We start from the raw sequence: 22888 nt of genomic DNA on the forward strand, positions 1-22888 counted from the left end.
TCAGCGGATGACGTCCGGAGTGGTGCCCGGAGTGGCGTCCGGGGTGGTGTCCGAGGTGGCCTCCGAAGTGGCGTCCGGGCCGTCCTTGGGATCGGTGACCAGGCCGGTGAAGTCGGCCTCGTTGCGCTCGGCACGGTGTACGTACCAGCGGGCGATCAGCCACATCACGGGGTACACGGCCACCCCGAGCGCCACCCAGACCAGGGCCCCGGACCCGCCGCCGGGCAGCGCGAGCAGCAGCGGCAGGGTGCCGACCAGCAGGGCCAGCGCCCCCAGCGCGCCGAGTCCGGCGCGCAGCTGGCTCCGCATCAGCGCCCGTACGTAGGTGGCGCCCAGGGTGGTCTGCTCGGAGATCTCCGAACGCGCCGGGGTATGCGCGGGCGGCCGCCGGTGGGCCGCCCTGGGCACCCCGGTGACCACTTCCCGGCGCGGTGCCGCGCCGGGGCGCCGTTCCTCCGCCATGGCAGGGAAGTCTAGGGGGCGTCTTCCGGATCGGACCCGGTCCGGAAGACGCCCCCCACCTCCCGGGCGCCCTCCGGCTATTTGAGGAGTCTGGACAGGCGGCGGTCGGCGAGCGGTCTGCCGCCCGTCTGACAGGTGGGGCAGTACTGCAGTGCCGAGTCGGCGAAGGACACCTCTCGGATGGTGTCCCCGCAGACCGGGCAGGGCTCGCCGGCCCGGCCGTGGACGCGCATCCCGGTCTTCTTCTCGGCCTTCAGCCGGCCCGCGGCCAGGCCGCGCGAGCGTTCGACGGCGTCCCGGAGGGTGTCCCGCACGGCCTGGTGGAGCCGGGTCACTGCTTCCTCGTCGAGGTCGGAGGCGAGCTTGAACGGGGAGAGCCGGGCCACGTGCAGGACCTCGTCGCTGTAGGCGTTGCCGATGCCGGCGATGACGCTCTGGTCCCGCAGCACCCCCTTGATCCGGCGGCGCTCACCGTGCAGCAGTGCTGCGAACGCCTCCCGGTCGAAGCCGTCGGCGAGGGGATCGGGCCCGAGCCGGGCGATGCCGGGCACCTCCGTTGGATCGTGGACGACGTACACGGCGAGCCGCTTCCGGGTGCCCGCCTCCGTGAGGTCGAAGCCCGAGCCGTCGTCGAGGACGACGCGCAGGGCGAGCGGGCTCTTGCCGCCCGGCTTCGGCGGACGGTCCGGCATCGCATCCCGCCACTGCAGCCAGCCCGCCCGGGCCAGGTGCGTGACCAGGTACAGGTCGCCGATGCGGAGGGCGAGGAACTTGCCGTGGCGGGTGACGGCCCCCGCCGTGCCGCCTTCGAGGGCGCCCAGCGGCGGGTCGTAGGTCTTGAGCACGCTGACGGCCAGCGGCAGCACCCTGACGGCCACCCGGCCGGTGAGGTGCTCGCCGAGGAAGTCCCTGAGGGCCTCCACCTCGGGCAGCTCGGGCATGCCACCACCTTGCCGCCGCCCGGCACGCACCGCCATCCGGAGCCGGTCCGTGTCCCGGGCACCGGGCGGAGCGGATGGGGCGGAGCGGATCGTGCGGGCGGGTCGGGCGAAGTGCATCAGGCGCAGTGGGTCAGGCGAAGTGCATCGGTCGAAGGGGGTCAGGCGCAGTGGATCAGGCCATGGAGAACTCGCACCAGACGCACTTGCCGCCGCCGCGCGGCTCCACGCCCCATACGTCGGCCAGCCGGTCCACCAGCATCAGCCCCCGGCCCGAGACGCCCGACTCCCCCGCCTCGCGGCGCCGCGGCAGGGCGCTCGACCGGTCCTCGACCTCCACCCGGAGCCGGCGCTCCGGCCCGGCCAGCACCCGGAGCGTGACGATCGCCGGCCCGTCCGTGTGCATCAGCGCGTTGACGATCAGCTCGTCGGCCACCAGCTCGATCTCGTCGGCCCGCTCCCGCGCGCCCCAGGCCCGTACCGCCGCGCCGATCATGTGGCGGGCGGAGACCAGGGCCTCCGGGTCGTTCTGGGCCACGTGCTGCTGGAGGCGGCCGCCGCCCTGCTCGGAGTCCGGGACCTCGCGGCGGAGCAGCAGCAGCGCCATGTCGTCGTCCCCGCCCCGCTCGTCGACCAGCTCGCACAGCCGGTCCGCGAGCCGCCGGAGGTCCCCCGGCAGGCCCCGGACCAGGCCGGTCAGCAGCCGGATGCCGTCGTCGAGGTCGGCTCCCGGCTGTTCGACCAGGCCATCGGTGCACAACAGGAGGGTCTCGCCGGGATCCAGCTCGACGGTGGTCACCGGGTACTCCAGGCGGCCGAACTCGGAGGACAGGCCCAGCGGCATGCCGCCCTCCACCGGGAGCTGCCGGCAGTCCCCGTCCCGGGTGCGGACCAGCGGGTCGATGTGCCCGGCCCGGACCAGCTGCAGCACGCCGGTGTCCAGATCGGCCTCGGCGTAGGTGCAGGTCGCGAAGCGGTCCGTGTCGAGCTCGTGCAGGAACGCCGAGGCGCGGGCCATCACCGTCGCCGGGGAGTGCCCCTCGGTGGCGTACGCGCGGAGCACGATGCGCAGCTGGCCCATGACGGCGGAGGCGTGCGTGTCGTGCCCCTGGACGTCGCCGATGACCGCGCCGACCCGGCCGCCGGGCAGCGGGATCACGTCGTACCAGTCCCCGCCGATGTCCCGCCCCATCCGGGCGGAGCGGTACCGGACCTCGATCTGAGCGCCCGGCACCTTGGGGATCCGGCGGGGCAGCATGGCCTGCTGGAGCCCCTCCGCGATGTCGTGCTCCTGTTCCAGCAGCATGGCGCGCTGGAGGCTCTGCGCGATGCTGCTGCCCAGGGCGACCAGCAGGTTCCGTTCCTCCTGGGTGAACCCGTCCTTGTCCTGGTAGAGCAGCCCGATGGCGCCGATGGGCCGGGCCTGGGCGATCAGCGGCAGGTAGGCGGCCGCCGAGATGTCCATGTGGGTGATCTTCGACCAGAGGTAGGGGTAGCCGTCGGCGAACTCCGCGGGGGACTGGATGAACTTCGGCTGGAGGGAGCGCACCACCTCGCTCATCGGGTATTCCTCGTCGATCCGGGTGAACCGGGTGCCGGGGACGAAGCTGCCCTGCGGTCCCTCGGCGACCAGGTGGATCCGTCCGGCTTCGACCAGCCCCATGACCATGCCCATGGAGCCGAGCCGTTCCAGGCCGTGCGCGTCGCTGAGCGCGTCGATGACGTCCTGCACGGTGCGGGCGTGGGCGAGGGCGGCGGTGGTGGCCTCGACGACGGTGGTCTGGCGGCGGCGCTCCTCGTCCAGTCCGAGGCGTTCGGCGGAGTGGTTCAGCTCCTCGGTGGCGTCCCGGACGATGCCGATGATGCGGTACGGGCGGCCCTCGGCATCGCGCATCACCCGGCCCTGGGTGTGGGTCCAGCGCAGCTCCCCGTCCCGGCAGCGGATCCGGAAGTAGGCGCCGTAGCTCTCGGCCCCGCTCTTGAGCGCGCTGGACACCAGCGCGTCGAGCCGGGCCGACTCGGCCGGCGGGACGCGCGGGGAGAGCGACTCCGGCCGGCCGTCGTAGTCCGCGGCGTCCGTGTCGAAGACGTCGAGTGCCGGCACGTCCATGTGCATGTACCCGGTGACCAGGTCCCAGTCGAAGCTGCCCATCCGGTTCAGCGCGAGGGACCGGTCCGGGTGTGCGGGCCAGTCGTCCGGCACGGATACGGTGGTCGGCACCGGTCCACCATGACACACGGGCGGGTCAGGCGCTCTCCAGCTGCGCCCCCTGATCCGGCAGGGCGTTCTGCATGCCGTCCTGCAGGCCGTTCTGCAGGCCGTCCTGCTGCCCCTGCTGGTCCTGGAACCCCTGCAGCCCGTCCTGCCCGTCCTGCCCCTCCAGTCCCTCCAGTCCCTGCTGCTCCTGCGGGAACTGCCCGTCCGGCGCGAACTGCTGGTCCGGCGCGAACTGCTGATCGGGGGCGAACTGCTGGTCGGGCTGCAGCTGCCCGTCCTGCCGGAGCTGCTGGTCGGGCAGCAGCTCCAGCCCCTGCGGGTCGGCCTGGAGCAGCTGGTCCTCGGGCACGGCCTGGTCCCCGGGCAGGGCCTGGCCCTGCGGGTCACCCGGCCCGTTCGGGCCGAAGGAGGGGTCAGCGCCGGCATCACCGCCGGCCTGGCCCTGCTGCCACGGGTCGCCACCCTGCTGCCAGGGGTCACCCGCTTGCTGCCACGGGTCGCCCCCCTGTTGCCAGGGGTCGCCGCCCTGCTGCGGCTGCTGCTGGTCCTGGGGGCGGGCGGGCCGGGCGTTCGGCGGAGGCAGCGGCCCCGGGTCGATCGGCCGGGTCTGCCCGCCCGGCGGGACCGGTACGGACGCGGCGCAGTCCGCTTCGCCCGGCGTACAGGCGTCCGCCTCCGCCGTCCCGGCCGGGGCGGGTGCCGGGGCGTTCGCCGGGATGCCGTCCGCCGGGTTGTACGGGGGCATCACCTGCGGGGGGCGGTCCTGGGCCCCGGAGTCGCCGGTGCGCCGCTCGATCCAGGTGTTGTCGGCGAGGTTGGCGATCACCAGCCTGTCGAGGGTGTGCGCGGTCGGCTCGATGACGACGACCTGGTTCGGGTGGTAGCCGGACCACGGCCGGCCCTGGGGTGCCGGCGCCCCCTTGGCGGCGCGCGGCGGGGCGAGGGGGTTGCCGCAGGAGCAGCGGACCCGGGGCATGCCGTGCGTGTCCACCAGGACGGCGGTGCCGGCCTGCAGCACCGACTGGAAGGGGCGCGGCTTGCCGTCGCGGAAGCCGTGGCTGGTCACCCGGGTGTCGGCGCGCAGCACGACCGGGGTGAGGGAGCGCAGGTATTCCGGGATCCGGTCCGTTTCGATGCCGGTGGCCTCGGCGAACGCCGTGGCCTTGCCCTTGGACTTCTCGTCGGTGAGTGCCTTGACCTGCTGTTCGATGTCGCAGCTCCCCAGCCGGGCGGTGCCGCCGTACAGGCCGGGTGTGGCGCCGCCGATCGTGCGGATCCCCTGGCCGGTCTGGTTGGGGACCGGCGGCTGCAGCGGGGCGGACTCGCCGGTGGAGGTGGACTGGGTGAACGGGTCGGGTTCTGCCGCGCCGACGGGCTGCAGGAACAGTTCCTGGCTCTCGGTCTGCGGGGGCGGGCTCTCCTCCGAGCCGCTGCAGCCCGCGGCGAGGAGGCCGAGCAGCGCGAGGAGGGCGGCACCGGCCGGTGCGTGGCGGCGCGGTCCCTGACGAGGTGTCGGTCCGTGTCCGTGTGCCGGTCCGTGTGTCGGTCCGTGCACGTGGTGCTGCACGTGGTTCGGCCTCACGTGGTTCTTCCTTTCCCCGGATACTCCCTCTTGTCTGACGTATGCCCGGGGGTGTCGCAAGCGGGGTCCGCCGCCCGTTGCTCCCACGTCCCGCTACTCCCCCCGACCGGCCGAAACCCGGGGGCCCGGCGGCCCCCGGCCGGGTGACGTGACGGGTACGGACACCCCCCTGGGGTTCCGCAGGTTCGCACCGGCGGTCCGGACCGGGCCGATACTGGTGGTGATGGACTGGTTCACGGCACCCGGTTACTGGCTGGGCCGGCTGGTCTTCCAGCGGGCCCTGGCCGGGCTCTACCTGGTCGCCTTCCTCGCGGCGGTGCTGCAGTTCCGGGCTCTGATCGGCTCCCGCGGGATGCTCCCGGTGCCGGACTACGTGCGGTACGTGCCGTTCCGCCGGGCGCCCAGCCTGTTCCAATGGCGCTATTCCGACCGGCTCTTCGCAGCGTGCGCCTGGGGCGGGGCACTGCTGGCGGCCGCCCTGGTCGCCGGGGCGGGCGATGCGGTGCCGCTGGGCGGCGCGATGGCGATGTGGGCGGCGCTGTGGCTGCTCTACCTGTCGATCGTGAACGTCGGGCAGACCTGGTACGCCTTCGGCTGGGAGTCGCTGCTGCTGGAGACGGGTTTCCTGGCGGTGTTCCTGGGGAACGCGGAGGTCGGGCCGCCGGTGCTGGTGCTGTTCCTGCTGCGCTGGCTGGTGTTCCGGGTGGAGTTCGGCGCGGGCCTGATCAAGATGCGCGGGGACCCCTGCTGGCGGCAGCTGACCTGTCTCCACCACCACCACGAGACCCAGCCGATGCCGGGGCCGCTGAGCTGGTTCTTCCACCATCTGCCCGGGCCGCTGCACAAGGTGGAGTGCGCGGCGAACCACGTGACCCAACTCGGTGTGCCGGTCCTGCTGTTCACCCCGCAGCCGGTGGCGTCGGTGGCGGCCGGGGTCATCATCGCGACCCAGCTGTGGCTGGTGGTGTCGGGCAATTTCGCCTGGCTGAACTGGATCACCATCACGATCGCCGTGTCCGCGGTGGACTTCACCGGGCTCACCGGTCCGCCGCCGGCCGCGGCGTACCGGTCCCCGCCGGTGTGGTTTGGGGCGCTGGTGTGCGCGGTGACGGTGCTGGTGCTCGTACTGAGCCGGCATCCGGTGCGGAACATGCTGTCCCGGCGCCAGGTGATGAACCGGTCCTTCGACGCGCTGCACCTGGTGAACACGTACGGCGCCTTCGGCACGGTCGGGCGGATCCGGGACGAGGTGGTGGTGGAGGGGACCGTGGACCACGTGCCGCGGGAGGACGGGAACTGGCGGGAGTACGGCTTCCGGGGCAAGCCGGGGGACGTGCGCAGGATGCCGCGCCAGTTCGCGCCGTACCACCTGCGGCTGGACTGGCTGATGTGGTTCGCCGCGCTCTCCCCCGGCTATGCCCGCGACTGGTTCGGGCCGTTCGTGGAGCGGCTGCTGGTCAACGACCGGGACACGCTCCGGCTGCTCCGGCACAACCCCTTCCCGGACGCTCCGCCGGTGTTCGTACGGGCCCGGCTGTACCGGTACCGCTTCACCACCTGGCGGGAGCTGCGCGCGACGGGTGCGTGGTGGCACCGCCGGCTGGTGCGGGAGTACCTGCCGCCCACCCGTCTCGCGGTTCCGGTGCGGGAGTCGTCGGGGTCGTCGGGGTCGTCGAGGGCGCAAGGACCGCCGGGACCGTCGTCAGGACCCGGCGAGGAGTGAGCGCTCCCGCTCGCGGTCCAGGCCCTTCGCGGTCCGGTCGGGCCTCAGCGGAGCGCTGCCGCCGAGGGTCTCCAGCCAGGCCCAGGTGTCGGCGACGGTGTCCTCGACGGGCCTGCAGCGGAGTCCGGCGGAGACCGCCTTGGACACGTCGGCACCGTGGACGGAGGCGTGGTCCTCGCCCGGCGGGAACCAGACGGGAAGTTCGGTCCAGGGCTGCACGCCCGCGTCGAGGATCCGCTGCGGGTCGGTCCAGCGCAGGTCGGCGGTGCCTCCGGTGACGGCCGCGCAGGCGTCGAGGAAAGAGCCCATGGTGGCGTGTCCGGACGGGGAGACCAGGTCGTAGGCGCCGCCGAGTCCGGCTTCCGCCGTGTCCAGGGTCCAGTGGGCCAGGTCGCGTACGTCGATGTACTGGATCGGCAAGTCGTACGGTCCGGGGGCGAGGACCGGGCCTCCCTCGGCCATCCGGGTGAGCCACCAGGGCAGTCGGCCGACGTTCTCGTACGGGCCGAGGATCAGGCCCGCCCGGACCAGCAGGGTGCGGTCGCCGAAGGCGTCGAGGGCTGCGAGTTCGCCGCCGCGCTTGTCCTCGGCGTAGGCGGTGGCGGGGGCGTCCGGCGAGCCGTCGACCAGGGGCATGGCCTCGGCCCCGGCCCGGTCGACGGCGGGGTCTGCGGGATCGGGATCGGCGTACACGGAGCGGCTGGATATGTAGACGTGGCGCCCGGCGCGGTCGCGCAGCAGGCGGGCGGCGTCACGGACGGCGGTGGGAGCGGCGCTCCAGGTGTCGACCACCAGGTCCCAGGTGTCCGGCCCGGTGAGCGCGTCGAGTCCGCCGGGGGCGGTGCGGTCGCCGTGGAGGGAACGGGTGCCGGCGGGGGGCTCGTGGCGGCCCCGGTGGAAGACGGTGACGTCCCAGTCGCGCGCGAGAGCGTCCTCAGCGATGGCCCGGCCGACGAATTCGGTACCGCCCAGTAGCAGAAGTTTCATGCGGGCCAGCATGCGTCCGGCGGGCACGGCGGGGAAGGGATGATCGCCCTGAGCGATGACGCCGAGAGCGTACGCGGCGCGGGGGCGAGGGGGCCGGGGGTGCGCGGGGAGCATGCGTCGCCCCCGTGCCGGGCGGCGCGGGGGCGGCGTCGTGGTGCTGCCGGGCGGATCAGTCGATGCCGGGCAGGATGTGCGGTTCCGCCAGGTCGTCCTCGTACCCGGCCAGCCGGATCGGTGCGGAGCGGGCCCACACCTCCAGGCTGCCGAGCTCATCGGAGCGGGTGTGCCGTTCCGGGCCCTCCGTCAGGCCCGGCTCGTGCTTCTTCTTCAGATCTCGTGTCACCGCGCACTCCTTCGTGTCGCGAAACCCGGCGGGCGTACCGCACCGGGGCAGGGAGAAGAGGGCAGTCCGGTCGCGGTGGCGCCGTCGTTCTGGATACGGAGCGTGGCCCTGGTGGGGCCGTCCGTGTGCCTCAGGTTACACATTTGAGCGGGGTTCCGCTCAACGGGAAAGTAAAATCCGCTCTGGACTGCTTGTCTTCTCCAGGAGTTCAGCACCTCGTACGTCGGCGTGTCGACCGAAGCTGGTCTGCTCGGGGAGCAGTTGTGATCGGTTGGGCCGGGACGACGGAGGGAATGCGTGGTGACGGAGACCGGCGGGATCCGCGGCGTCGACGAGCTGATGGAGCTGCTGCACGCGTGCCGGGGAGCCTGGGACACGCCCGGCGGCAGCGGCGATCCGGTGGATCTGCACGACCACGGGCTGCAGACGGCGGCCCTGCTGCGGCGGTCCCATCCGTACGACAAGGAACTCCAGGTGGCGGGCCTGGTACACGATCTCGGCCATCTGCTCCGACCGGGTGATGACGCCGGCCACGCGCGGGCCGGTGCGGCGGCGGTCCGGCCGCTGCTCGGGGACCGCGTGGCGCGGCTGGTGGAACTGCACGTGCCGGCGAAGCGGTACCTGGCGACGGTGGAGCCGGGGCGGCCGCTGTCCCCGCAGAGCGGCCTGACGATGCGGGCGCAGGGCGGGCTGATGGATGCGGCCGAGCTACGGGCGTTCGTCTCCGACCCTGAGGCGGAGGCCGCGGTGATCCTGCGGCAGGCCGACGACGCGGGGAAGGTCGTCGGCCTGGACGCGGGCGTGATGGAGGACTGGCGCGAGGTCCTCCGCCTGGTCGCGGCCCGCGCCCGGGACCGGGCCCGTGACCTCGAACGCGCCCGGGACCTCGAACGCGGCCGGGACCTCGACCGGGCCCGTGACCGCGCCCGCCACCCCGGGACCTACCAGTTGGCCGGCGAGTAGTCCTTGAGGAAGACGCCGTACAGGTCCTCGCCCTGCTCTCCGCGGACCACGGGGTCGTAGACCCGGGCCGCGCCGTCGACCAGGTCGAGCGGGGCGTGGAAGCCCTCCTCGGCCAGGCGCAGCTTGTCGAAGTGCGGGCGCTCGTCGGTGATCCAGCCGGTGTCGACCGAGGTCATCAGGATGCCGTCGGTCTGGAACATCTCCTGGCCGCTGGTCCGCGTCACCATGTTCATCGCGGCCTTGGCGGCATTGGTGTTCGGGTGTCCCGCGCCCTTGTAGCCGCGGCCGAACACGCCCTCCATCGCGGAGACGTTGACGACGTACGCGCGTCCGCTGGCGGCCTTGCGGGCGGCCTCGGCCATCGACGGCCGCAGGGCGCTGATCAGGATGAACGGCGAGGTGTAGTTGCACAGCTGGGTTTCGAGCAGCTCCACCGGGGAGATCTGGTCGATGGTCTGCACCCAGGTGTTGGTGTCGACGACGTCGGGCAGCAGGCCGCCCGCGTCGATGGCCGTGCCCGCCAGGTGCCGTTCGAGGCTGGCGTTGCCCGCGACCAGGGCGAGGTCGGCGACCTTCTGCGCCTCCAGGCCGCTCACTCCGACGGGCAGCGCCGCCAGGCCGTCGACCGAACCGGAGTTGAAGGCGCCGATGACGTGGTGGGCGGGGAGTTCACCGGCCGGCAGCGGGGCGGTCTCGCCCTCGACCAGCGCGGCGTAGGCGCTGGGCAGGCGGCGTACGGTCTGCGTCGCGTTGTTGATCAGGATGTCCAGCGGGCCGGCCTCGGCCACCTGCTCGGCGAGCGCCACGGACTGGGCCGGGTCGCGCAGGTCGATGCCGACGACCTCCAGGCGGTGCATCCAGTCCGCCGAGTCCTCCATCGCCTTGAAGCGGCGGATGGCGTCCTTGGGGAAGCGGGTGGTGATCGTGGTGTGGGCGCCGTCGCGCAGCAGCCGCAGCGCGATGTACATGCCGATCTTGGCGCGGCCGCCGGTGAGCAGGGCGCGCTTGCCGGTGAGGTCGGCGCGGGCCTCGCGCTTGGCGCGGTTCTGCGCGGCACAGTCCTGGCAGAGCTGGTGGTAGAAGTAGTCGACCTCGGTGTACCGCGTCTTGCAGACGTAGCAGGAGCGCGGGCGCTGGAGTATCCCGGCGATCCGGCCGGCCTCGGTGACCGAGGAGGGGAGGATGCCCTCGGTCTCGTCGTCGATGCGCTGCGCGGAACCGGTGGCGGTGGCCTCGGTGACGGCCTTGTCGTTCGCGGTCTTGGCGGCGCGGCGCTCCTGGCGGCGGCGCTGCTTGACCGTCCGGTAGATGCCGGCGGTGGCCCGGCGGACGACGATCGCGTCGGGGTGGTCCACGTCGAGCTCGTCGAGCTCGTCGAGCACGCTGAGGCAGACCGCCAGTCGCTCGGGGTCGATGCCCGGGCCGTACGCCTGGTTGTCTTCGGTCTCGGTCACCGTCATGGCCGCTGCCGTTCCTCGATCACTCGTGTTCCTGTGTCCTGTGGTCCTGTGGACACCCCCAAAAGGGGAACTGTACGGATCGGGCGGCTCGGGAACCAAACCCGGCGACGCTCCGTGATGCGACGGGCGCGGAAGGCCACGGAGAGCGATCGGACTAGTCCTGTACTACGACCGGAGTATGAGCGATCTTCTACCACGGGTGGAGGAATAGGGGATCACTGCACGGCATTCTGGGATACATGAGTGCCCTCGCCCTGTCGTTACTGCTCAGCCTGGTGTCGGCGCTGGCTTACGCGGCCGGCGCGATCGTCCAGGAGCAGGTCGCCCTTGCCCATCCCGACCGCGCCTACGCGGCGCCACGGCAGCCGGGTTGGTGGGTGGCGGTCGCGCTGAACGGTGTGGGTGCGGTGCTCCACGTGGTGGCCCTGGCGTTCGGGCCGTTGAGCCTGGTGCAGCCGCTCGGTGCCCTGACGATCGTGTTCGCGCTGCCGCTGGCGGCGGTGTTCGTGGGGCGCCGGGCCGGTTCGGCCGCCTGGCGGGGCGCGTTGATCGCCACCGTGGGTCTGGCCGGGCTGCTGGCCCTGACCGGCGGGGACCGGCGGTCGCAGACGCTGAGCGGGCCGGAGCAGCTGGTGCTGCTGGCCGCGACGGGCGCAGGGGCGGCGGTGCTGTTCCTGGCGGCCCGGGCGGTGCGGCGCAAGGTGACCCGGAGCGTGCTGCTGGCCGTGGCGGCCGGGGCCTCGTTCGGCATGGCCTCGGTGTTCACCAAGTCGGTGGCGGAGGGCTTCGACCCGGGCGCGCTGCTGGCGCAGTGGCGGGACATGGCCGCGATCGCGGCGCTGGCCGCGGCGGGGCTGATGCTGTCGCAGGCCGCCTACCGGGGTGCCGGGCTGACCGCCCCGCTGGCCACGCTGACCGTGGTGAACCCGGTGGTGGCGGCCGCGGTGGGCATCACGCTGTTCGACGAGGGGTTCCGGTACGGGGCGCTGGGTACGACGGCCGCACTGCTGAGCGGGGCGCTGGCGGCGGCCGGCCTGCTGATGCTGATGGCCGTGCCGCCGCACGGGCGGGTGTCATCCGTACCGGCCGTGGACGTGGGCGTGGAGCCGGTCCTGGTCGCCATCGCGGACCGGGACGCGGCGCTGGGCCTCGGCCTGGAGCGGGATGTGGCCCTGGAGCTCGGCCTTGAGCGGGACGCGGCCCTGGGCCTCGGCCTCCTGGACCCGGAGCCGGTCCCCGGTGCCTCAGATGCCGACGCCGTGGCCGCGGAGGTAGCGGAGCGGGTTGATGTCGGAGCCGTACCCGGTGCCCGTCCGTACCTCGAAGTGGAGGTGGGGGCCGGTGCTGTTGCCGGTGGACCCGGAGCGCCCGATGCGCTGTCCGCCGCCGACCTGCTGGCCGCTCTGGACGGAAAGCGCCGACAGATGCGCGTACTGGGAAAACTTCCCGTCGGCGTGACGGATCACGACCTGGTACCCGTAGGCGCCGGCCCAGCCCGCGGACACGACCTGGCCCGGCCCGACGGCCTTGACTGACGTGCCGGTGGGCACCGGGAAGTCGATCCCGGTGTGGTACCCGCTGGACCAGGAGGAGCCGGCCACCCCGTAGCCGGTGCCGATGGAGGCGTCCACGGGCAGGGTGTAGCCGCCGGTCCGCTGCGGGACGGCCGGCTTGTCGTCCCTCTTGACCGGCACCGGCCTGGCGGTGTCGTCGGACTTCGGCGGGGCGGCCTTGGGCGGGGCGGCTTTCGGAGGCGCGGCCTTGGGGGGCGTGGCCTTGGGGGGCGTGGCCTTGGGGGGTGCGGGGCGCTGGGCGGGCGGCGCGGCGGTGACGCGCAGGGTGAGGCGCTGGCCGGGGAAGATCAGGTCCGGGTCGGCGCCCACGGTGGCCCGGTTGGTCTCGTAGAGCGCCTGCCAGCCGCCCTCGACGTGCTGGTGCTGGGCGATGGCGGAGAGGGAGTCGCCCGGCGCGACGACGTAGGGGTTCGGAAGCACCGAGGTCCGGGTCGGCCGGGGCGATGCCGTCTGCTGCTTGGGAACGGTCTGCGTCAGCAACACGGGACGCTCGCCCTGCGTCTTCACCGTGTTCGGGTTCGCCGTCTTCGTCCCGGAGTTCGCGTGCTTCGTGGTGTCCGGGGCCGTACGGGGCGCCTGCCCGGCGCGGGTGAGCCCCGCCTTCTTCGAGCACACCGGCCAGGCCTGCGGACCCTGCCCGCGGAGCACCTTCTCGGCGACCGCGATCTGCTGCTCCTTGGTGGCCAGGTCGGCGCGCTGCGCGTACGCGGTGCCGCCGAAGGCGCGCCAGGTGCTCTGGCTGAACTGCAGGCCGCCGTAGTAGCCGTTGCCGGTGTTGATGTGCCAGTTGCCCGTGGATTCGCAGGACGCGACCTTGTTCCAGGTGTCCGCGGACGCGGCGTGCGCGGTGCCGGCTCCGACGAAGGGTAACGCGAGCCCCGCGCCACCTGCGGTGACGGCCAGCGAGGCCCGGTTGATGTTGCTCGGCTGGTACCGGCGGTGCCGGCCCCGTTCACCCATGGGAGCCCCCCTTGATGACATCCGTAACGGCCCAACGTAGTGTCGGCCCGCGGGGTTGACAAGAGTCGCAAGGGTCGCAACCGGGCGCACGCGAGCGGGAGTTGACGGCCGACCGGGCGGTCGTGAATCAAGGTGCGGGGTGCCGGGGCGGAAGGCCGTCAACGGGCGGCGCACCGGGGTCCGCGACGGCGCACGCGCCCCGCTCGCCAGGCCCGCACGGGCGCGACCTGCACGGACACGGCCGTACCGCCGGCGCTCTCAGCTCCAGGGGCCGGGCTGCGGGACCGGCGCGGGCCCGGGCGGCGGGGGCACCGGGTCGGGCTCGGGGAAGGGCGGCGGCGTCGGCGGCACGGGCCGCGGTACCGGCTCGGGGTCCGGGAAGGGCGGTGCCGGGTCGGGGGGAGGTTCGGTCTGGTCCAGCTTGGGTGCCATACCTCCCACCTTCCCCCGGCCCGTCCGGGTATGCCCGTCCGGTCACTCCATGCGGAGGGCGGCCGCCAGTCCGAGGGCGGGGGCGGCCAGCACCGGTACCGGGGTGCGGGTCAGCGCGGCGGCGCCGGCCATCGACACCTGGGCCGACACGATCACGTCGGTGTCGGCCGGGGTGTGCACATCGGCCGCGGCGGCCACCAGGGCGAGGGATCCGTCCAGGTCACCGGCCTCGAAGCGGTCGAAGGCGCCCGGCACGAGGACGGTCCGTACGGCCACCTCCCGGCCGGCGGCCCGCGCCTCCTCCTCGATCAGCTCCACGGTGGGGCCGAGGGTGCTCCCGACCGTTGCGAGGACGACGATCCGCGGCCCCAGCCGGACGGCCTCGGCCGCCATCGGCCGGTCCACCCGCAGCACGGCCACCCCGAGCTCCGCGGCGAGGCCCTCCGCGACCGCGCCGATGGTCGAGCAGGTGCAGAGCACGACCGGGACGGCGGGGGGCCGGGAGGCGGAGGTGACATGTGAGGCGGGGGTGACGGGGCCGGCCTCCCGCAGCAGACCGCGCAGCTCGTCCACCACGGCCTCCGGCCCCTCCGCCCGGGCCCGGGCCAGCAGACCGGGCCGGACCACGTGGCACAGCCGGGCCCCCGGGTGGTGCCGGTCCCGGAGCGCGTCGAAGACCGGGACGTGCCGGTGCGAGGTGTGGAGCAGCGTGAGGCCCCGGGTCACCGGCTCCCGCCGGCCAGCTGCTCCTCGGCCGCCGCCACCAGCTCCGGCTGCGGGGCCGGCGCGACGTCGGGGTGCTTGGCGGCCCAGGCGGCGGCGTACGGGCAGAGCGGCACCACCGGCACGCCCTCGGCCGCGGCGATCCCGTAGAAGGTCCGTACGAGCTCCCCGGCGATGCCGCGCCCCTCGTGGCCGGGCTCGACCACGGTGTGCACGGCGACCAGCGCTCCGGGTGCCGCCTTCTCCAGCACGAAGTAGGCGATCACTCCTGCGAGCCGATCGCCGTCCCACGCCTCCAGCCGCCCGGACTCCCGCCGGTCCCTGATGTCGATCGCCACCGCTCCCCCTCTGTCGGTCCCTGTCGGAGTACGGGTCAGGCGCCCACGGCGTGCGGGCTGCGGAGCTGGTCCGTGCCCGGCACGGGAGCGGACGCGTCCGTACCCAGTTCGATGATCCGGTTCTCCGCGTCGACGTGCACCACGCTCGGCTTCAGGGCCCGCGCCTCGGCGTCGTCGACCTGGGCGTAGGAGATGAGGATGACCAGGTCACCGGGGTGCACAAGGTGGGCGGCCGCCCCGTTGATCCCGATCACCCCCGAGCCGCGCTCACCCTCGATGACGTACGTCTCCAGCCGGGCGCCGTTGGTGATGTCGACGATGTGCACGAGCTCCCCGGGCAGCAGGTCCGCCGCCTCCATCAGCTCGGCGTCGACGGTCACGGAACCCACGTAGTGCAGGTCGGCCTGGGTGACGGTGGCCCGGTGGATCTTGGACTTGAACATGGTGCGCAGCATGTCGGACTCCTGTAAGACGGCTCCCTGCCGGCTTTCTGCAGGTCAAGGGCGTCCCGCACTCTACACCGGCAGGCATCGGATCGGAGGTCCCGAGGAAAATCGATCCCCTCCGACGAGAGGGCTCCCGGCCTGCGCTTGCCTGACGGCACGTCATGCAGACGTGTCGATCCCCCCGCGGCAGGCTGCCGGCAATCTTCACGCCTGTTTGACGCACGCCGTCACTGCCCACCCCGGCGCTCCCGCGCCAGGGCCCGGGCCTGCGCGCGGACCCGGGCCCGGGCCTTCCGCGCGTCCTTGCCGCCGGTCCAGAGCCGTGCTGCGAGGACGGCGGCGGAGGCCGCGAAGAGGCAGGCGGTGATCAGCAGCCACCGTCCCAGGAAGACGTCCGCCGGCAGGCCGGTGTAGATCGTGTAGTGGCCGACCCGGCGGAGGATCAGGGGCCAGTACACGAGCAGCAGGACGCCGGAGACGAAGGCCGGGACACGGACGTGGTTGACACCGAACCTCGGTCTGCTCCCGCCCTCCCCCGGCTGGTGTCCCAGGACCCGTTGGACGACCAGGTCCGTGACCGCGTACAGCGGCAGGAGGACGAGGTCGTGCAGGAGCGCCGCCCCGACGAACCACATCGCCACGCCGAGCGCGTCCCCCTTGAGGAGGCGGAGGCCGGCGTAGCAGGCCAGGGCGAAGGAGGCGAGGACGAGGAGCAGGTGGAGGGGCGGGGCGCCGTAGCGGCGGCGGAAGGCGGTGGTGGCCGCGTGAGCGGGAGGGATCATGCCGGTTCCCCGAAGGTGAGGCGGGTGACCCATTTGGTGTTGTGGACGCCGGGGGCGCCGGGGACGATCACCCGGGCCGGGTAGCCGTGGTCGAGGGAGATGACCGCCCCGTTGACCCGAACGGCCAGGAGCGAGCGGGGGTCCCGGACCTGTTCCCCACTCAGGACGACCGAGCTGAAGGATCCGCCCCGCTGGACGGACTCGACCAGGACCTGCGGGGTGCGCGTGCCCAGGCCGACGAGCGCGGCGAGGTCGGTGAGGCGGACGCCGCTCCAGTGCTGGTCGGGGGTCGACCAGCCCTCCACGCAGGCGATGGGCAGCAGCGCGTCGTTCTGCGGCAGGGCCAGCAGCCGGTCGTAGCCGAGGTCGGTCTGGCGGCCGGCGCCCCGTACGGTGAGCCGCCAGGCGGGGCCGATGTCGCCGGGGCGGATGCCGACGGAGGCGGCGGTCTTGTTGATCTGGAAGCCGTTCGGCCCGGAGCCCGGTTCCCGGCCGTGCGGGGCGAGCAGCGCGGTCCGCCGCCACCGGCCGCCCACGCTCTGCCCGGCGGTCACCGCGAACAGCGCCAGCGAACCCAGCCCCACCATCCCCAGCGCGCCGCGCCGGGAGATCGTGGGCGCGGCCGGTCGGGGCGAGACCAGGCCGGCCGCCTCCTCGCTGTCGGGCGCCGGCTGCCGCGGTCCGGCGCGCAGGGCCCGCACGGCCCGCCCGAGCCGGAAGACCACGTGGACGGTGAAGGCGCCGATGAACACCCAGGCGCCGTAGAGGTGGAGCGTGTAGAAGGAGCCGGGGAAGACGTAGTGGAGCTGCACGTTGAGGATGCCGGTGACGAACTCGAAGCCGGCGCCTCCCACCAGCAGGAGCAGGGAGATCCGCTCGACGGCCTGGGCGGCGGAGCGCACCGGCGGCCAGGCGAAGAGCTTCGGGATCACCGACCACAGCTTCGCCAGGAGCACGGGTACGAGCACGATGCCGAGCGTGACGTGCACGCCCTGGGTGACCCGGTAGAGCCAGTACGGGGAGGTGGGCCAGGAGAAGAGGTGGAAGCCGAGCCATCCCTTGTCCGGGGTCTGGTCGTTGACCGCCGCGAGGTCCGGGTTGTACGCGGTGTACGACAGCAGGCCGGTCACGAAGAGGATGGTGATGCCGAAGAGCAGGACGATCCCGAGCACCGCGGTCAGCCACGGGCCGCGCAGCGGGCTGCGCCAGAACTCCGGGCGGGACGGACCCGGCGGCGGGCCGGCCGCTCCGGCGGACGCCAGGGCCGACCGCAGCCGGACCCGGCGGGTCGGCCGCCCGTCTTCGGGATCCCTTTCCACCTGCGCCGGCGGGCCACCGGGGGCGGGCTCTTGGTTTGCCTTCTCGTCCATGGGGCGCCTCCGCGCTTTCCGCATTCCAGGGTTCACCGTGGCTCCCCCGCCGAGGAGGACGTGGCCTTCCGCAGGTACGGGAAGGCTCGTGGCGCGCTGCCCGGGCGTCGCCCGGCGGCACGGTCCGCGCCCGCGTCGTGGGGCCCGTCGGATCGTCTGCGGGCCGCCCAGCCGCACACGACGGCCAGGGCCGCGACGGCGTACGTCACCGTGCCCGCGCCGGCGAACGCGCGGCTGGTCAGGTAGGCCGCCGCGCCCGCGACCGGCACGCCCAGCCACTCCCAGCGGCCGTCGAGAGCCACGAGGGCGATCAGGAGGAGGGCGTACCAGGAGTAGCCGGGAGTGGTCAGGAGGAACGCGGTCCCGGTGACCAGGAGGGCGCCGCTCCACGGCCGTTCGGGGTCGCCCCGCCGGATCACGTACAGGCTGACGGCGAGCATGCCGGCGATCACGGCGGGCAGGGCCCAGGGGTCGGGGAGCAGCAGGCGCAGGAGGGCGTAGCGGTTGCCGGAGGAGGCGTCCTGGTAGCCCTCCTCCTCGGCGTAGCCGCCGAGGTAGCCGAGCACGGAGGAATGGGAGACCAGCACGTACGGCACGTAGAGGGCGGTGAGGACCGTTGCGGCCGGGAGCAGGACGGCTGCCGCGTCGCGGGCGCGGCGTACCCCGGACAGGGCGCCGGGGATGAGGACGGCGGGCAGGAGTTTGACCGCGGTGGCCAGGCCGAGCAGGGCGCCGCCCCACGCCCGGTGGCGGACCGTCAGGCCGAGTGCCGCGACGGACAGCAGGACGGCGAGGACGTCGGCGTGGGCGTTGTTGACGGCTTCGACGGGGACGGCCGGGCACCAGGCCCAGTAGGCCGCGGTGCGGGGGTCCCCTCTGCGGCGCAGGATCCTCGACAGCACGTATGTGGTGGCCGCGGCGAGGAGGGCGCCGCCCGCCTGGAGGGCCTTGTGGCGGACGTCGTCGGGCGAAAGGGCGTGCACGAGGAGGAAGTACAGTTCGCCGGCCGGGGGGTAGATCGTGTGGACGGCGGGACGGTTGATCCGGGTGCAGACTCCCTCGGACACGGCGGCGAGGTCCGGTGCGCCGCACGCCGGCCCGGTGGGGAACAGCCAGCTGTCGCGGTACGGCAGGAGGGCGGCGTCGGCCGGGGCGTGGTCGTAGGGCGAGATGCCCGCTGCCTGGACGCGGCCGTCCCAGGCGTAGCGGAAGGAGTCGGTGCTGGTGCGGGGCGCGGCCACCAGACCGGTCGCGGCGACGGCGACACCGCCGGCGAGGACGAGGGCTGCGGCGTGCCGGGCGGGTACCCGGCGCAGGGACCAGGCGGCCGCCGCGAACAGGGCCCAGCAGGCGGCGTAGAGCCGGGACAGGCCCGCCGGGTCCGTGAAGTAGCCGTCCTTGCGGACGGTGAGGACGAGGGCCGCGATCAGAGCGGCCACGAGGGCGGCGGTGACGGTGGTGGCCCGGAACGTGGAAGTCTCCGGCTGTCGCGTCACGGCGTGACTCCGGGGGAGGACGGGGTTCCGGCGGAAGCGGTGGTGGGCGGGGTGGCGGGGACGAGTTCGGCGAAGTGCCGTCCGGTCACCGTCCAGCTGCGGACGCTCCGCCATCCGGTGTTCTCGGCGTGGCGCAGCAGGGCGCCGCGGCCGGTCCGGGCCCATGGGAAGGGGGTGCCGAGGGTGCCGCGACCGTCGTCGAGGCGCACCTCGCACCGCTCGTCGACCTCGACGGGCGCGGCCTCGACGAGCAGGCGCCCCCCGGCGGCCGGCAGCCTCGCGATGCGCTCCAGAAGGGCCGCGGGATCACCGCCGATACCGATGTTGCCGTCCATCAGCAGGACCGTGTTCCAGCGGCGTTCACCGGGGAGGGGGTCGAACACCGAGCGGCACAGGGCCGTTCCGCCGCGGCGCACCGTCTGTGCCACCGCGGCCGGGGAGACGTCGATGCCGAGGACACTCCGGCCGCGTTCGGCCAGGGCCGCGACGAGGCGGCCTGGACCGCAGCCGATGTCGAGCACGGCCCCGCGGCAGCGGGTCAGCACGCTTTCGTCGGCGGCGTCGGTCCCGGCGCACCAGCGTTCGACGTCCAGCGGCAGGAGCCAGCCGTCCGATCTGTGCAGGTAGAGGGGACCTCGACCGGCGCGCAGGGCCAGGGCGTACGGGTCGGCCCGCCATGCCGGTGCCGTCGTGCCGCGCGGTCGGGAGGTGGCCGGGGCGGTCATCGTGCCACCGGTGCCCGGTTGCCGAGCCGCCGGTGACGTGTGGCGAATCGGCCGGCCGGTGCCAGGGCGGCCACCTCGGCGGCGTCGGCGGCGGTGTCCACGTCCCGCAGGCGCGGCAGCAGGCGGGTACGCAGCCCGGCCGCCCGCAGCCGCTCGTACTGCACCGCACCGGTCGCCGGTACGGACATGGGTACGCCGAGCAGCAGGGCCGGGTCCGGCTCCGCCAGGCCCAGGGCCCAGAATCCGCCGTCCGCCGCGGGGCCGAACCAGGCCTGGCAGGTGTCGAAGTCCAGGGCGGGCGAGAGGAGTTCGGGGGTGACCTGGGGGGTGTCCATGCCGATCAGCAGCGCCGGGCCGGCGCAGGCGGCGAACGCGGCCGCGAGGCGTTCGTCGAGCCCCCCGCCGGACTGGGGTACGACCTCGAAGCCGGACGGCAGCCAGGGGCCCGGGGTTCCGTCGAGGACGAGGACGTGCCGGTCGGCGGGGGTGGCCGCCGCGGCCGCCAGGGTGTCGGCGAGGGCGGCCTCGGCCAGGGCCGCCGCCTCCGCAGGGGTGAACGGCGGGGTGAGGCGGGTCTTGACCCTGCCCGGTACGGGTTCCTTGGCGATCACGAGCAGACTGGTCACCGCGCGCCGCCGAGGGCCGTGGCGTGCGGTGGCTCGGCCAGCACCGCGCGCATGTCCCCGACTGCCTGCCAGGTACCCCGCCAGGTGCCGGTGACCTTGGACTTTCCGGTCCGGGGCAGATAGGGCACGTCCTCCTCCCGTACCCGCCAGCCGGCGTCGGCGGCCCGCACGACCATCTGGAGGGGGTAGCCGGAGCGCCGGTCGGTGAGGTCGAGGCGGAGCAGGTCCTCGCGCCGCATCGCCCGCAGCGGGCCGAGGTCGTGCAGGCGCAGGCCGGTGCGGCGGTGCAGCATCCGGGACAGGGCCAGGTTCCCGGCGCGGGCGTGCAGGGGCCAGGCTCCCCGGCTCCGCGGTCGCCGGCGGCCGAGCACCAGGTCGGCCTCGCCGGCCGCGACCGTCCGTACGAAGCCGGCCAGCAGGGCCGGGTCGAGGGAGGCGTCGCAGTCGCAGAAGCAGACGAACTCGGCCCCGGCCGCCAGCAGCCCGGCGTGGCAGGCGGCCCCGAAGCCCCGCCGCGACTCGGGGACCACCGTGGCGCCGAGGTCGCGCGCGATGTCGGCGGATCCGTCGGTGGACCCGTTGTCCACGACCAGGGGCCGCCAGCCGGCGGGGATGCGGGAGAGTACCCAGGGAAGGGCCTCGGCCTCGTCGAGGCAGGGAAGGACGACGTCCACGGTGTGTTCGCTCACGGCAGCCACCGTAGGAACACGGCGGGGGCAAAAGCGGACATCGACTCCTTACGAAACGCGGACGTCGGCCGTACGAGACATCCCGGTCGGGGAGTGCGGAGCCCGGGGAGTGCGAGGCTGGGCCCATGAGTACGCCATCGCAGTCCGCCCGGGTTCTCGTCGTGGACGACGATCCGACCGTCGCCGAGGTCGTCACGGGCTACCTGCGCCGGGCCGGCCACACCGTCGGACACGCCGCCGACGGCCCCGCCGCGCTCGAATCCGCCGCCCGCGATCGACCCGACCTGGTCGTCCTCGACCTGATGCTCCCCGGTATGGACGGTCTGGAAGTGTGCCGCAGGCTGCGCGCCGAACGACCGGTACCGGTGATCATGCTGACGGCGCGCGGAGACGAGGACGACCGGATCGCGGGCCTGGAGCTGGGGGCGGACGACTACGTCACCAAGCCGTTCAGCCCGCGCGAGCTGGTCCTGCGCGTGGAGTCCGTACTGCGGCGCAGCCGCACGGCGGTCCCCGCCACCTCCTCCGCGACGGTGCTGAGCGCGGCCGGAATCCGCGTCCACCCCGAGACGCGCCGGGCCACCAAGGACGGCCGGGACCTCGCCCTCACCCTGCGGGAGTTCGACCTCCTCGCGCACTTCCTCACCCACCCCGACCGGGCGCACGGCCGCGAGGAACTGATGCGGGACGTGTGGGGCTGGGAGTTCGGCGACCTGTCCACCGTCACCGTGCACGTACGCCGCCTGCGCGCCAAGATCGAGGACGACCCGGCTTCTCCCCGCCTGATCCAGACGGTCTGGGGCGTGGGCTACCGCTTCGAACCGGCAGGACCGGAGGGTTCCCGATGAAGGACGTCCTGCTGATCGCCGCCTTCGCCCTCGCCGGTGCGGCCTGCGCCGGCGCGCTCGGCGCGGTCGCGCTGCGCGTGCTGCGGCACCGGTCGGTCACCGTCTCCCTGACCGTCGTCGCCGCGGTCACCGTCACCGCGATGCTCACCGGAACCCTCGCCGTCGCCCGGGCGATGTTCCTGTCCCCGCACGACCTGACCGTCGTCACGCTCGTGGCCGCCATGACCGCCGTCGTCTCGCTCGCCACCGCGCTCGTGCTCGGACGGTGGGTCGTGGCACGCGGCCGCGATCTCGCCCATGCGGCCCGGGATTTCGGCGAGGGCGGCGTCTTCGCCGCGCCGCCCGGCAGGGCCACCGCGGAACTGACCGCCGTCACCCGCGAACTGGCCGCCACCAGCGCCAGGCTCGCCGCTTCCCGGGAGCGCGAACGCGCCCTGGAGGCCTCCCGCCGTGAACTCGTCGCCTGGATCTCCCACGACCTGCGCACCCCGCTCGCCGGGCTGCGCGCCATGGCCGAGGCCCTGGAGGACGGGGTGGCCGCCGACCCCGCCCGCTACCACCGGCAGATCCGCACCGAGGTCGAGCGCCTCGACACCATGGTCGGCGACCTCTTCGAGCTCTCCCGCATCCACGCCGGCGCCCTCGAACTGACCACCGGCCGCGTCGCCCTCCAGGACCTGGCGGCCGACGCCCTCCTGGGCGCCGACCCGCTCGCCCGCGAACGCGGCGTACGGCTGCGCGCCGACGACGTCGCCCACGCGCCGGTCGACGTGGACGGCAAGGAGATGACCCGCGTCCTGGCCAACCTCCTGGTCAACGCCATCCGCCACACCCCGGCCGACGGCACCGTCGCCGTACGCGTCGGCCGGCGCGAGGGCAGCGCCGTCCTGTCCGTCACCGACGGCTGCGGCGGCATCCCCGAGGAGGACCTGCCCAAGGTCTTCGACACCGGCTGGCGCGGCAGCCCGGCCCGCACACCCCCTGCCGGCGCCGGACTCGGGCTGGCGATCGTACGGGGCATCGTCGAGGCACACGCCGGGCGGGCACGGGTGGACAACGTGCCCGGCGGCTGCCGCTTCGAAGTGACCCTGCCGCTCGCGGGCGAGAACGTCTGACGGGCCGACCGCTGCCCGGACGCCGGCACGGGCCGGGCCGGTCGGCTCGGGTCCGCGGTCGGCCGCGGAACCGGGCCGGTCGGCTCCG

General features: G+C 73.9%; 22 protein-coding genes and 1 pseudogene. 5 read left to right on the forward strand and 18 right to left on the reverse strand.

The window, feature by feature from the left end; translation table 11 throughout:
- The 4 genes from AB0O36_RS04170 to AB0O36_RS04185 form a co-directional block, all read right to left on the reverse strand.
- On the reverse strand, positions 1-462 hold the full coding sequence (locus AB0O36_RS04170; protein WP_365103752.1) for a hypothetical protein: 462 nt from the start codon (positions 460-462) through the stop codon (positions 1-3).
- Between the two features lie 77 nt (positions 463-539).
- Positions 540-1403: a DNA-formamidopyrimidine glycosylase family protein gene (locus AB0O36_RS04175; protein WP_365103754.1), complete on the reverse strand. Its 864-nt coding sequence runs from the start codon at positions 1401-1403 to the stop codon at positions 540-542.
- A 172-nt stretch (positions 1404-1575) separates the two neighbouring features.
- Positions 1576-3639 (reverse strand): SpoIIE family protein phosphatase, encoded by a 2064-nt coding sequence (locus tag AB0O36_RS04180; protein ID WP_365103757.1) that lies wholly within the window; start codon positions 3637-3639, stop codon positions 1576-1578.
- 7 nt (positions 3640-3646) lie between these two features.
- Positions 3647-5200 (reverse strand): DUF6777 domain-containing protein, encoded by a 1554-nt coding sequence (locus AB0O36_RS04185; protein ID WP_365103760.1) that lies wholly within the window; start codon positions 5198-5200, stop codon positions 3647-3649.
- Between the two features lie 223 nt (positions 5201-5423).
- Here AB0O36_RS04185 and AB0O36_RS04190 point away from each other — a divergent pair, with 223 nt between their 5' ends.
- Positions 5424-6923, forward strand: coding sequence for a lipase maturation factor family protein (locus AB0O36_RS04190; protein WP_365103763.1), 1500 nt, complete (start codon positions 5424-5426; stop codon positions 6921-6923).
- Here the strand turns inward: AB0O36_RS04190 and AB0O36_RS04195 are convergent.
- Positions 6903-7910, reverse strand: coding sequence for an NAD-dependent epimerase/dehydratase family protein (locus AB0O36_RS04195; protein WP_365103766.1), 1008 nt, complete (start codon positions 7908-7910; stop codon positions 6903-6905). The two genes, AB0O36_RS04190 and AB0O36_RS04195, sit on opposite strands and share 21 nt — an antisense overlap.
- A gap of 169 nt (positions 7911-8079) precedes the next feature.
- On the reverse strand, positions 8080-8253 hold the full coding sequence (locus AB0O36_RS04200) for a hypothetical protein (RefSeq protein ID WP_365103986.1): 174 nt from the start codon (positions 8251-8253) through the stop codon (positions 8080-8082).
- A 339-nt stretch (positions 8254-8592) separates the two neighbouring features.
- Here AB0O36_RS04200 and AB0O36_RS04205 point away from each other — a divergent pair, with 339 nt between their 5' ends.
- Entirely contained in the window at positions 8593-9216 is a 624-nt protein-coding gene (locus tag AB0O36_RS04205; protein WP_365103979.1) for an HD domain-containing protein, read from the forward strand.
- Here the strand turns inward: AB0O36_RS04205 and AB0O36_RS04210 are convergent.
- Positions 9195-10676 (reverse strand): SDR family NAD(P)-dependent oxidoreductase, encoded by a 1482-nt coding sequence (locus tag AB0O36_RS04210; protein WP_365103769.1) that lies wholly within the window; start codon positions 10674-10676, stop codon positions 9195-9197. The two genes, AB0O36_RS04205 and AB0O36_RS04210, sit on opposite strands and share 22 nt — an antisense overlap.
- A 239-nt stretch (positions 10677-10915) precedes the next feature.
- Between AB0O36_RS04210 and AB0O36_RS04215 the strand changes: the two are divergent.
- Positions 10916-11722: pseudogene (locus tag AB0O36_RS04215) on the forward strand (DMT family transporter); the annotation flags it as partial.
- Positions 11723-11920: 198 nt separating this feature from the next.
- On the opposite strand, the gene AB0O36_RS04220 reads toward AB0O36_RS04215, so the two are convergent.
- The 11 genes from AB0O36_RS04220 to AB0O36_RS04270 form a co-directional block, all read right to left on the reverse strand.
- The gene (locus tag AB0O36_RS04220; RefSeq protein WP_365103771.1) at positions 11921-13210 is read right to left on the reverse strand and encodes a transglycosylase family protein; all 1290 of its coding nucleotides are present in this window, start codon (positions 13208-13210) and stop codon (positions 11921-11923) included.
- 258 nt (positions 13211-13468) lie between these two features.
- Positions 13469-13642 (reverse strand): hypothetical protein, encoded by a 174-nt coding sequence (locus AB0O36_RS04225; protein WP_365103774.1) that lies wholly within the window; start codon positions 13640-13642, stop codon positions 13469-13471.
- A gap of 42 nt (positions 13643-13684) precedes the next feature.
- On the reverse strand, positions 13685-14368 hold the full coding sequence (locus AB0O36_RS04230; protein WP_365103777.1) for an arylsulfatase: 684 nt from the start codon (positions 14366-14368) through the stop codon (positions 13685-13687).
- Positions 14365-14703, reverse strand: a complete 339-nt coding sequence (locus AB0O36_RS04235; RefSeq protein WP_365103780.1) for a GNAT family N-acetyltransferase — start codon at positions 14701-14703, stop codon at positions 14365-14367. Before AB0O36_RS04235 ends, AB0O36_RS04230 begins: the two co-directional genes overlap by 4 nt.
- 35 nt (positions 14704-14738) lie before the next feature.
- A complete protein-coding gene (gene panD / locus AB0O36_RS04240) occupies positions 14739-15158 on the reverse strand; it encodes an aspartate 1-decarboxylase (RefSeq protein ID WP_365103783.1) in 420 nt (139 codons plus the stop codon).
- A 218-nt stretch (positions 15159-15376) separates the two neighbouring features.
- Entirely contained in the window at positions 15377-15931 is a 555-nt protein-coding gene (locus AB0O36_RS04245) for a hypothetical protein (protein WP_365103785.1), read from the reverse strand.
- Entirely contained in the window at positions 15928-17301 is a 1374-nt protein-coding gene (locus tag AB0O36_RS04250; protein WP_365103788.1) for a molybdopterin-dependent oxidoreductase, read from the reverse strand. Before AB0O36_RS04250 ends, AB0O36_RS04245 begins: the two co-directional genes overlap by 4 nt.
- Positions 17302-17333: 32 nt before the next feature.
- Positions 17334-18797, reverse strand: a complete 1464-nt coding sequence (locus AB0O36_RS04255) for a glycosyltransferase family 87 protein (RefSeq protein WP_365103790.1) — start codon at positions 18795-18797, stop codon at positions 17334-17336.
- On the reverse strand, positions 18794-19522 hold the full coding sequence (locus AB0O36_RS04260) for a methyltransferase domain-containing protein (RefSeq protein ID WP_365103793.1): 729 nt from the start codon (positions 19520-19522) through the stop codon (positions 18794-18796). Before AB0O36_RS04260 ends, AB0O36_RS04255 begins: the two co-directional genes overlap by 4 nt.
- Positions 19519-20148: a DUF2064 domain-containing protein gene (locus AB0O36_RS04265; RefSeq protein WP_365103796.1), complete on the reverse strand. Its 630-nt coding sequence runs from the start codon at positions 20146-20148 to the stop codon at positions 19519-19521. The genes AB0O36_RS04260 and AB0O36_RS04265 overlap by 4 nt, the downstream gene beginning before the upstream one ends.
- Positions 20145-20846, reverse strand: a complete 702-nt coding sequence (locus tag AB0O36_RS04270) for a glycosyltransferase family 2 protein (RefSeq protein ID WP_365103799.1) — start codon at positions 20844-20846, stop codon at positions 20145-20147. Before AB0O36_RS04270 ends, AB0O36_RS04265 begins: the two co-directional genes overlap by 4 nt.
- Before the next feature lie 116 nt (positions 20847-20962).
- Here AB0O36_RS04270 and AB0O36_RS04275 point away from each other — a divergent pair, with 116 nt between their 5' ends.
- Together AB0O36_RS04275 and AB0O36_RS04280 are read left to right on the forward strand one after the other, a co-directional pair.
- A complete protein-coding gene (locus AB0O36_RS04275; protein WP_365103802.1) occupies positions 20963-21685 on the forward strand; it encodes a response regulator transcription factor in 723 nt (240 codons plus the stop codon).
- A complete protein-coding gene (locus tag AB0O36_RS04280; protein ID WP_365103805.1) occupies positions 21682-22800 on the forward strand; it encodes a HAMP domain-containing sensor histidine kinase in 1119 nt (372 codons plus the stop codon). The genes AB0O36_RS04275 and AB0O36_RS04280 overlap by 4 nt, the downstream gene beginning before the upstream one ends.
- Positions 22801-22888 lie beyond the last annotated feature (88 nt).

Source organism: Streptomyces sp. NPDC089799, from assembly GCF_040684755.1.
Classification (GTDB): Bacteria; Actinomycetota; Actinomycetes; order Streptomycetales; family Streptomycetaceae; genus Streptomyces.

What these genes read in the sequence shown, in the direction of transcription:
- AB0O36_RS04260 (WP_365103793.1), bottom strand. Translation starts at nt 19,522, where the DNA reads ATGACCGCCCCGGCCACCTCCCGACCGCGCGGCACGACGGCACCGGCA.
- AB0O36_RS04205 (WP_365103979.1), top strand. Translation starts at nt 8,593, where the DNA reads ATGGAGCTGCTGCACGCGTGCCGGGGAGCCTGGGACACGCCCGGCGGC.
- AB0O36_RS04250 (WP_365103788.1), bottom strand. Translation starts at nt 17,301, where the DNA reads ATGGACGAGAAGGCAAACCAAGAGCCCGCCCCCGGTGGCCCGCCGGCG.
- AB0O36_RS04275 (WP_365103802.1), top strand. Translation starts at nt 20,963, where the DNA reads ATGAGTACGCCATCGCAGTCCGCCCGGGTTCTCGTCGTGGACGACGAT.
- panD (WP_365103783.1), bottom strand. Translation starts at nt 15,158, where the DNA reads ATGCTGCGCACCATGTTCAAGTCCAAGATCCACCGGGCCACCGTCACC.
- AB0O36_RS04245 (WP_365103785.1), bottom strand. Translation starts at nt 15,931, where the DNA reads ATGATCCCTCCCGCTCACGCGGCCACCACCGCCTTCCGCCGCCGCTAC.
- AB0O36_RS04225 (WP_365103774.1), bottom strand. Translation starts at nt 13,642, where the DNA reads ATGGCACCCAAGCTGGACCAGACCGAACCTCCCCCCGACCCGGCACCG.
- AB0O36_RS04175 (WP_365103754.1), bottom strand. Translation starts at nt 1,403, where the DNA reads ATGCCCGAGCTGCCCGAGGTGGAGGCCCTCAGGGACTTCCTCGGCGAG.
- AB0O36_RS04190 (WP_365103763.1), top strand. Translation starts at nt 5,424, where the DNA reads ATGGACTGGTTCACGGCACCCGGTTACTGGCTGGGCCGGCTGGTCTTC.
- AB0O36_RS04220 (WP_365103771.1), bottom strand. Translation starts at nt 13,210, where the DNA reads ATGGGTGAACGGGGCCGGCACCGCCGGTACCAGCCGAGCAACATCAAC.
- AB0O36_RS04170 (WP_365103752.1), bottom strand. Translation starts at nt 462, where the DNA reads ATGGCGGAGGAACGGCGCCCCGGCGCGGCACCGCGCCGGGAAGTGGTC.
- AB0O36_RS04195 (WP_365103766.1), bottom strand. Translation starts at nt 7,910, where the DNA reads ATGAAACTTCTGCTACTGGGCGGTACCGAATTCGTCGGCCGGGCCATC.
- AB0O36_RS04210 (WP_365103769.1), bottom strand. Translation starts at nt 10,676, where the DNA reads ATGACGGTGACCGAGACCGAAGACAACCAGGCGTACGGCCCGGGCATC.
- AB0O36_RS04280 (WP_365103805.1), top strand. Translation starts at nt 21,682, where the DNA reads ATGAAGGACGTCCTGCTGATCGCCGCCTTCGCCCTCGCCGGTGCGGCC.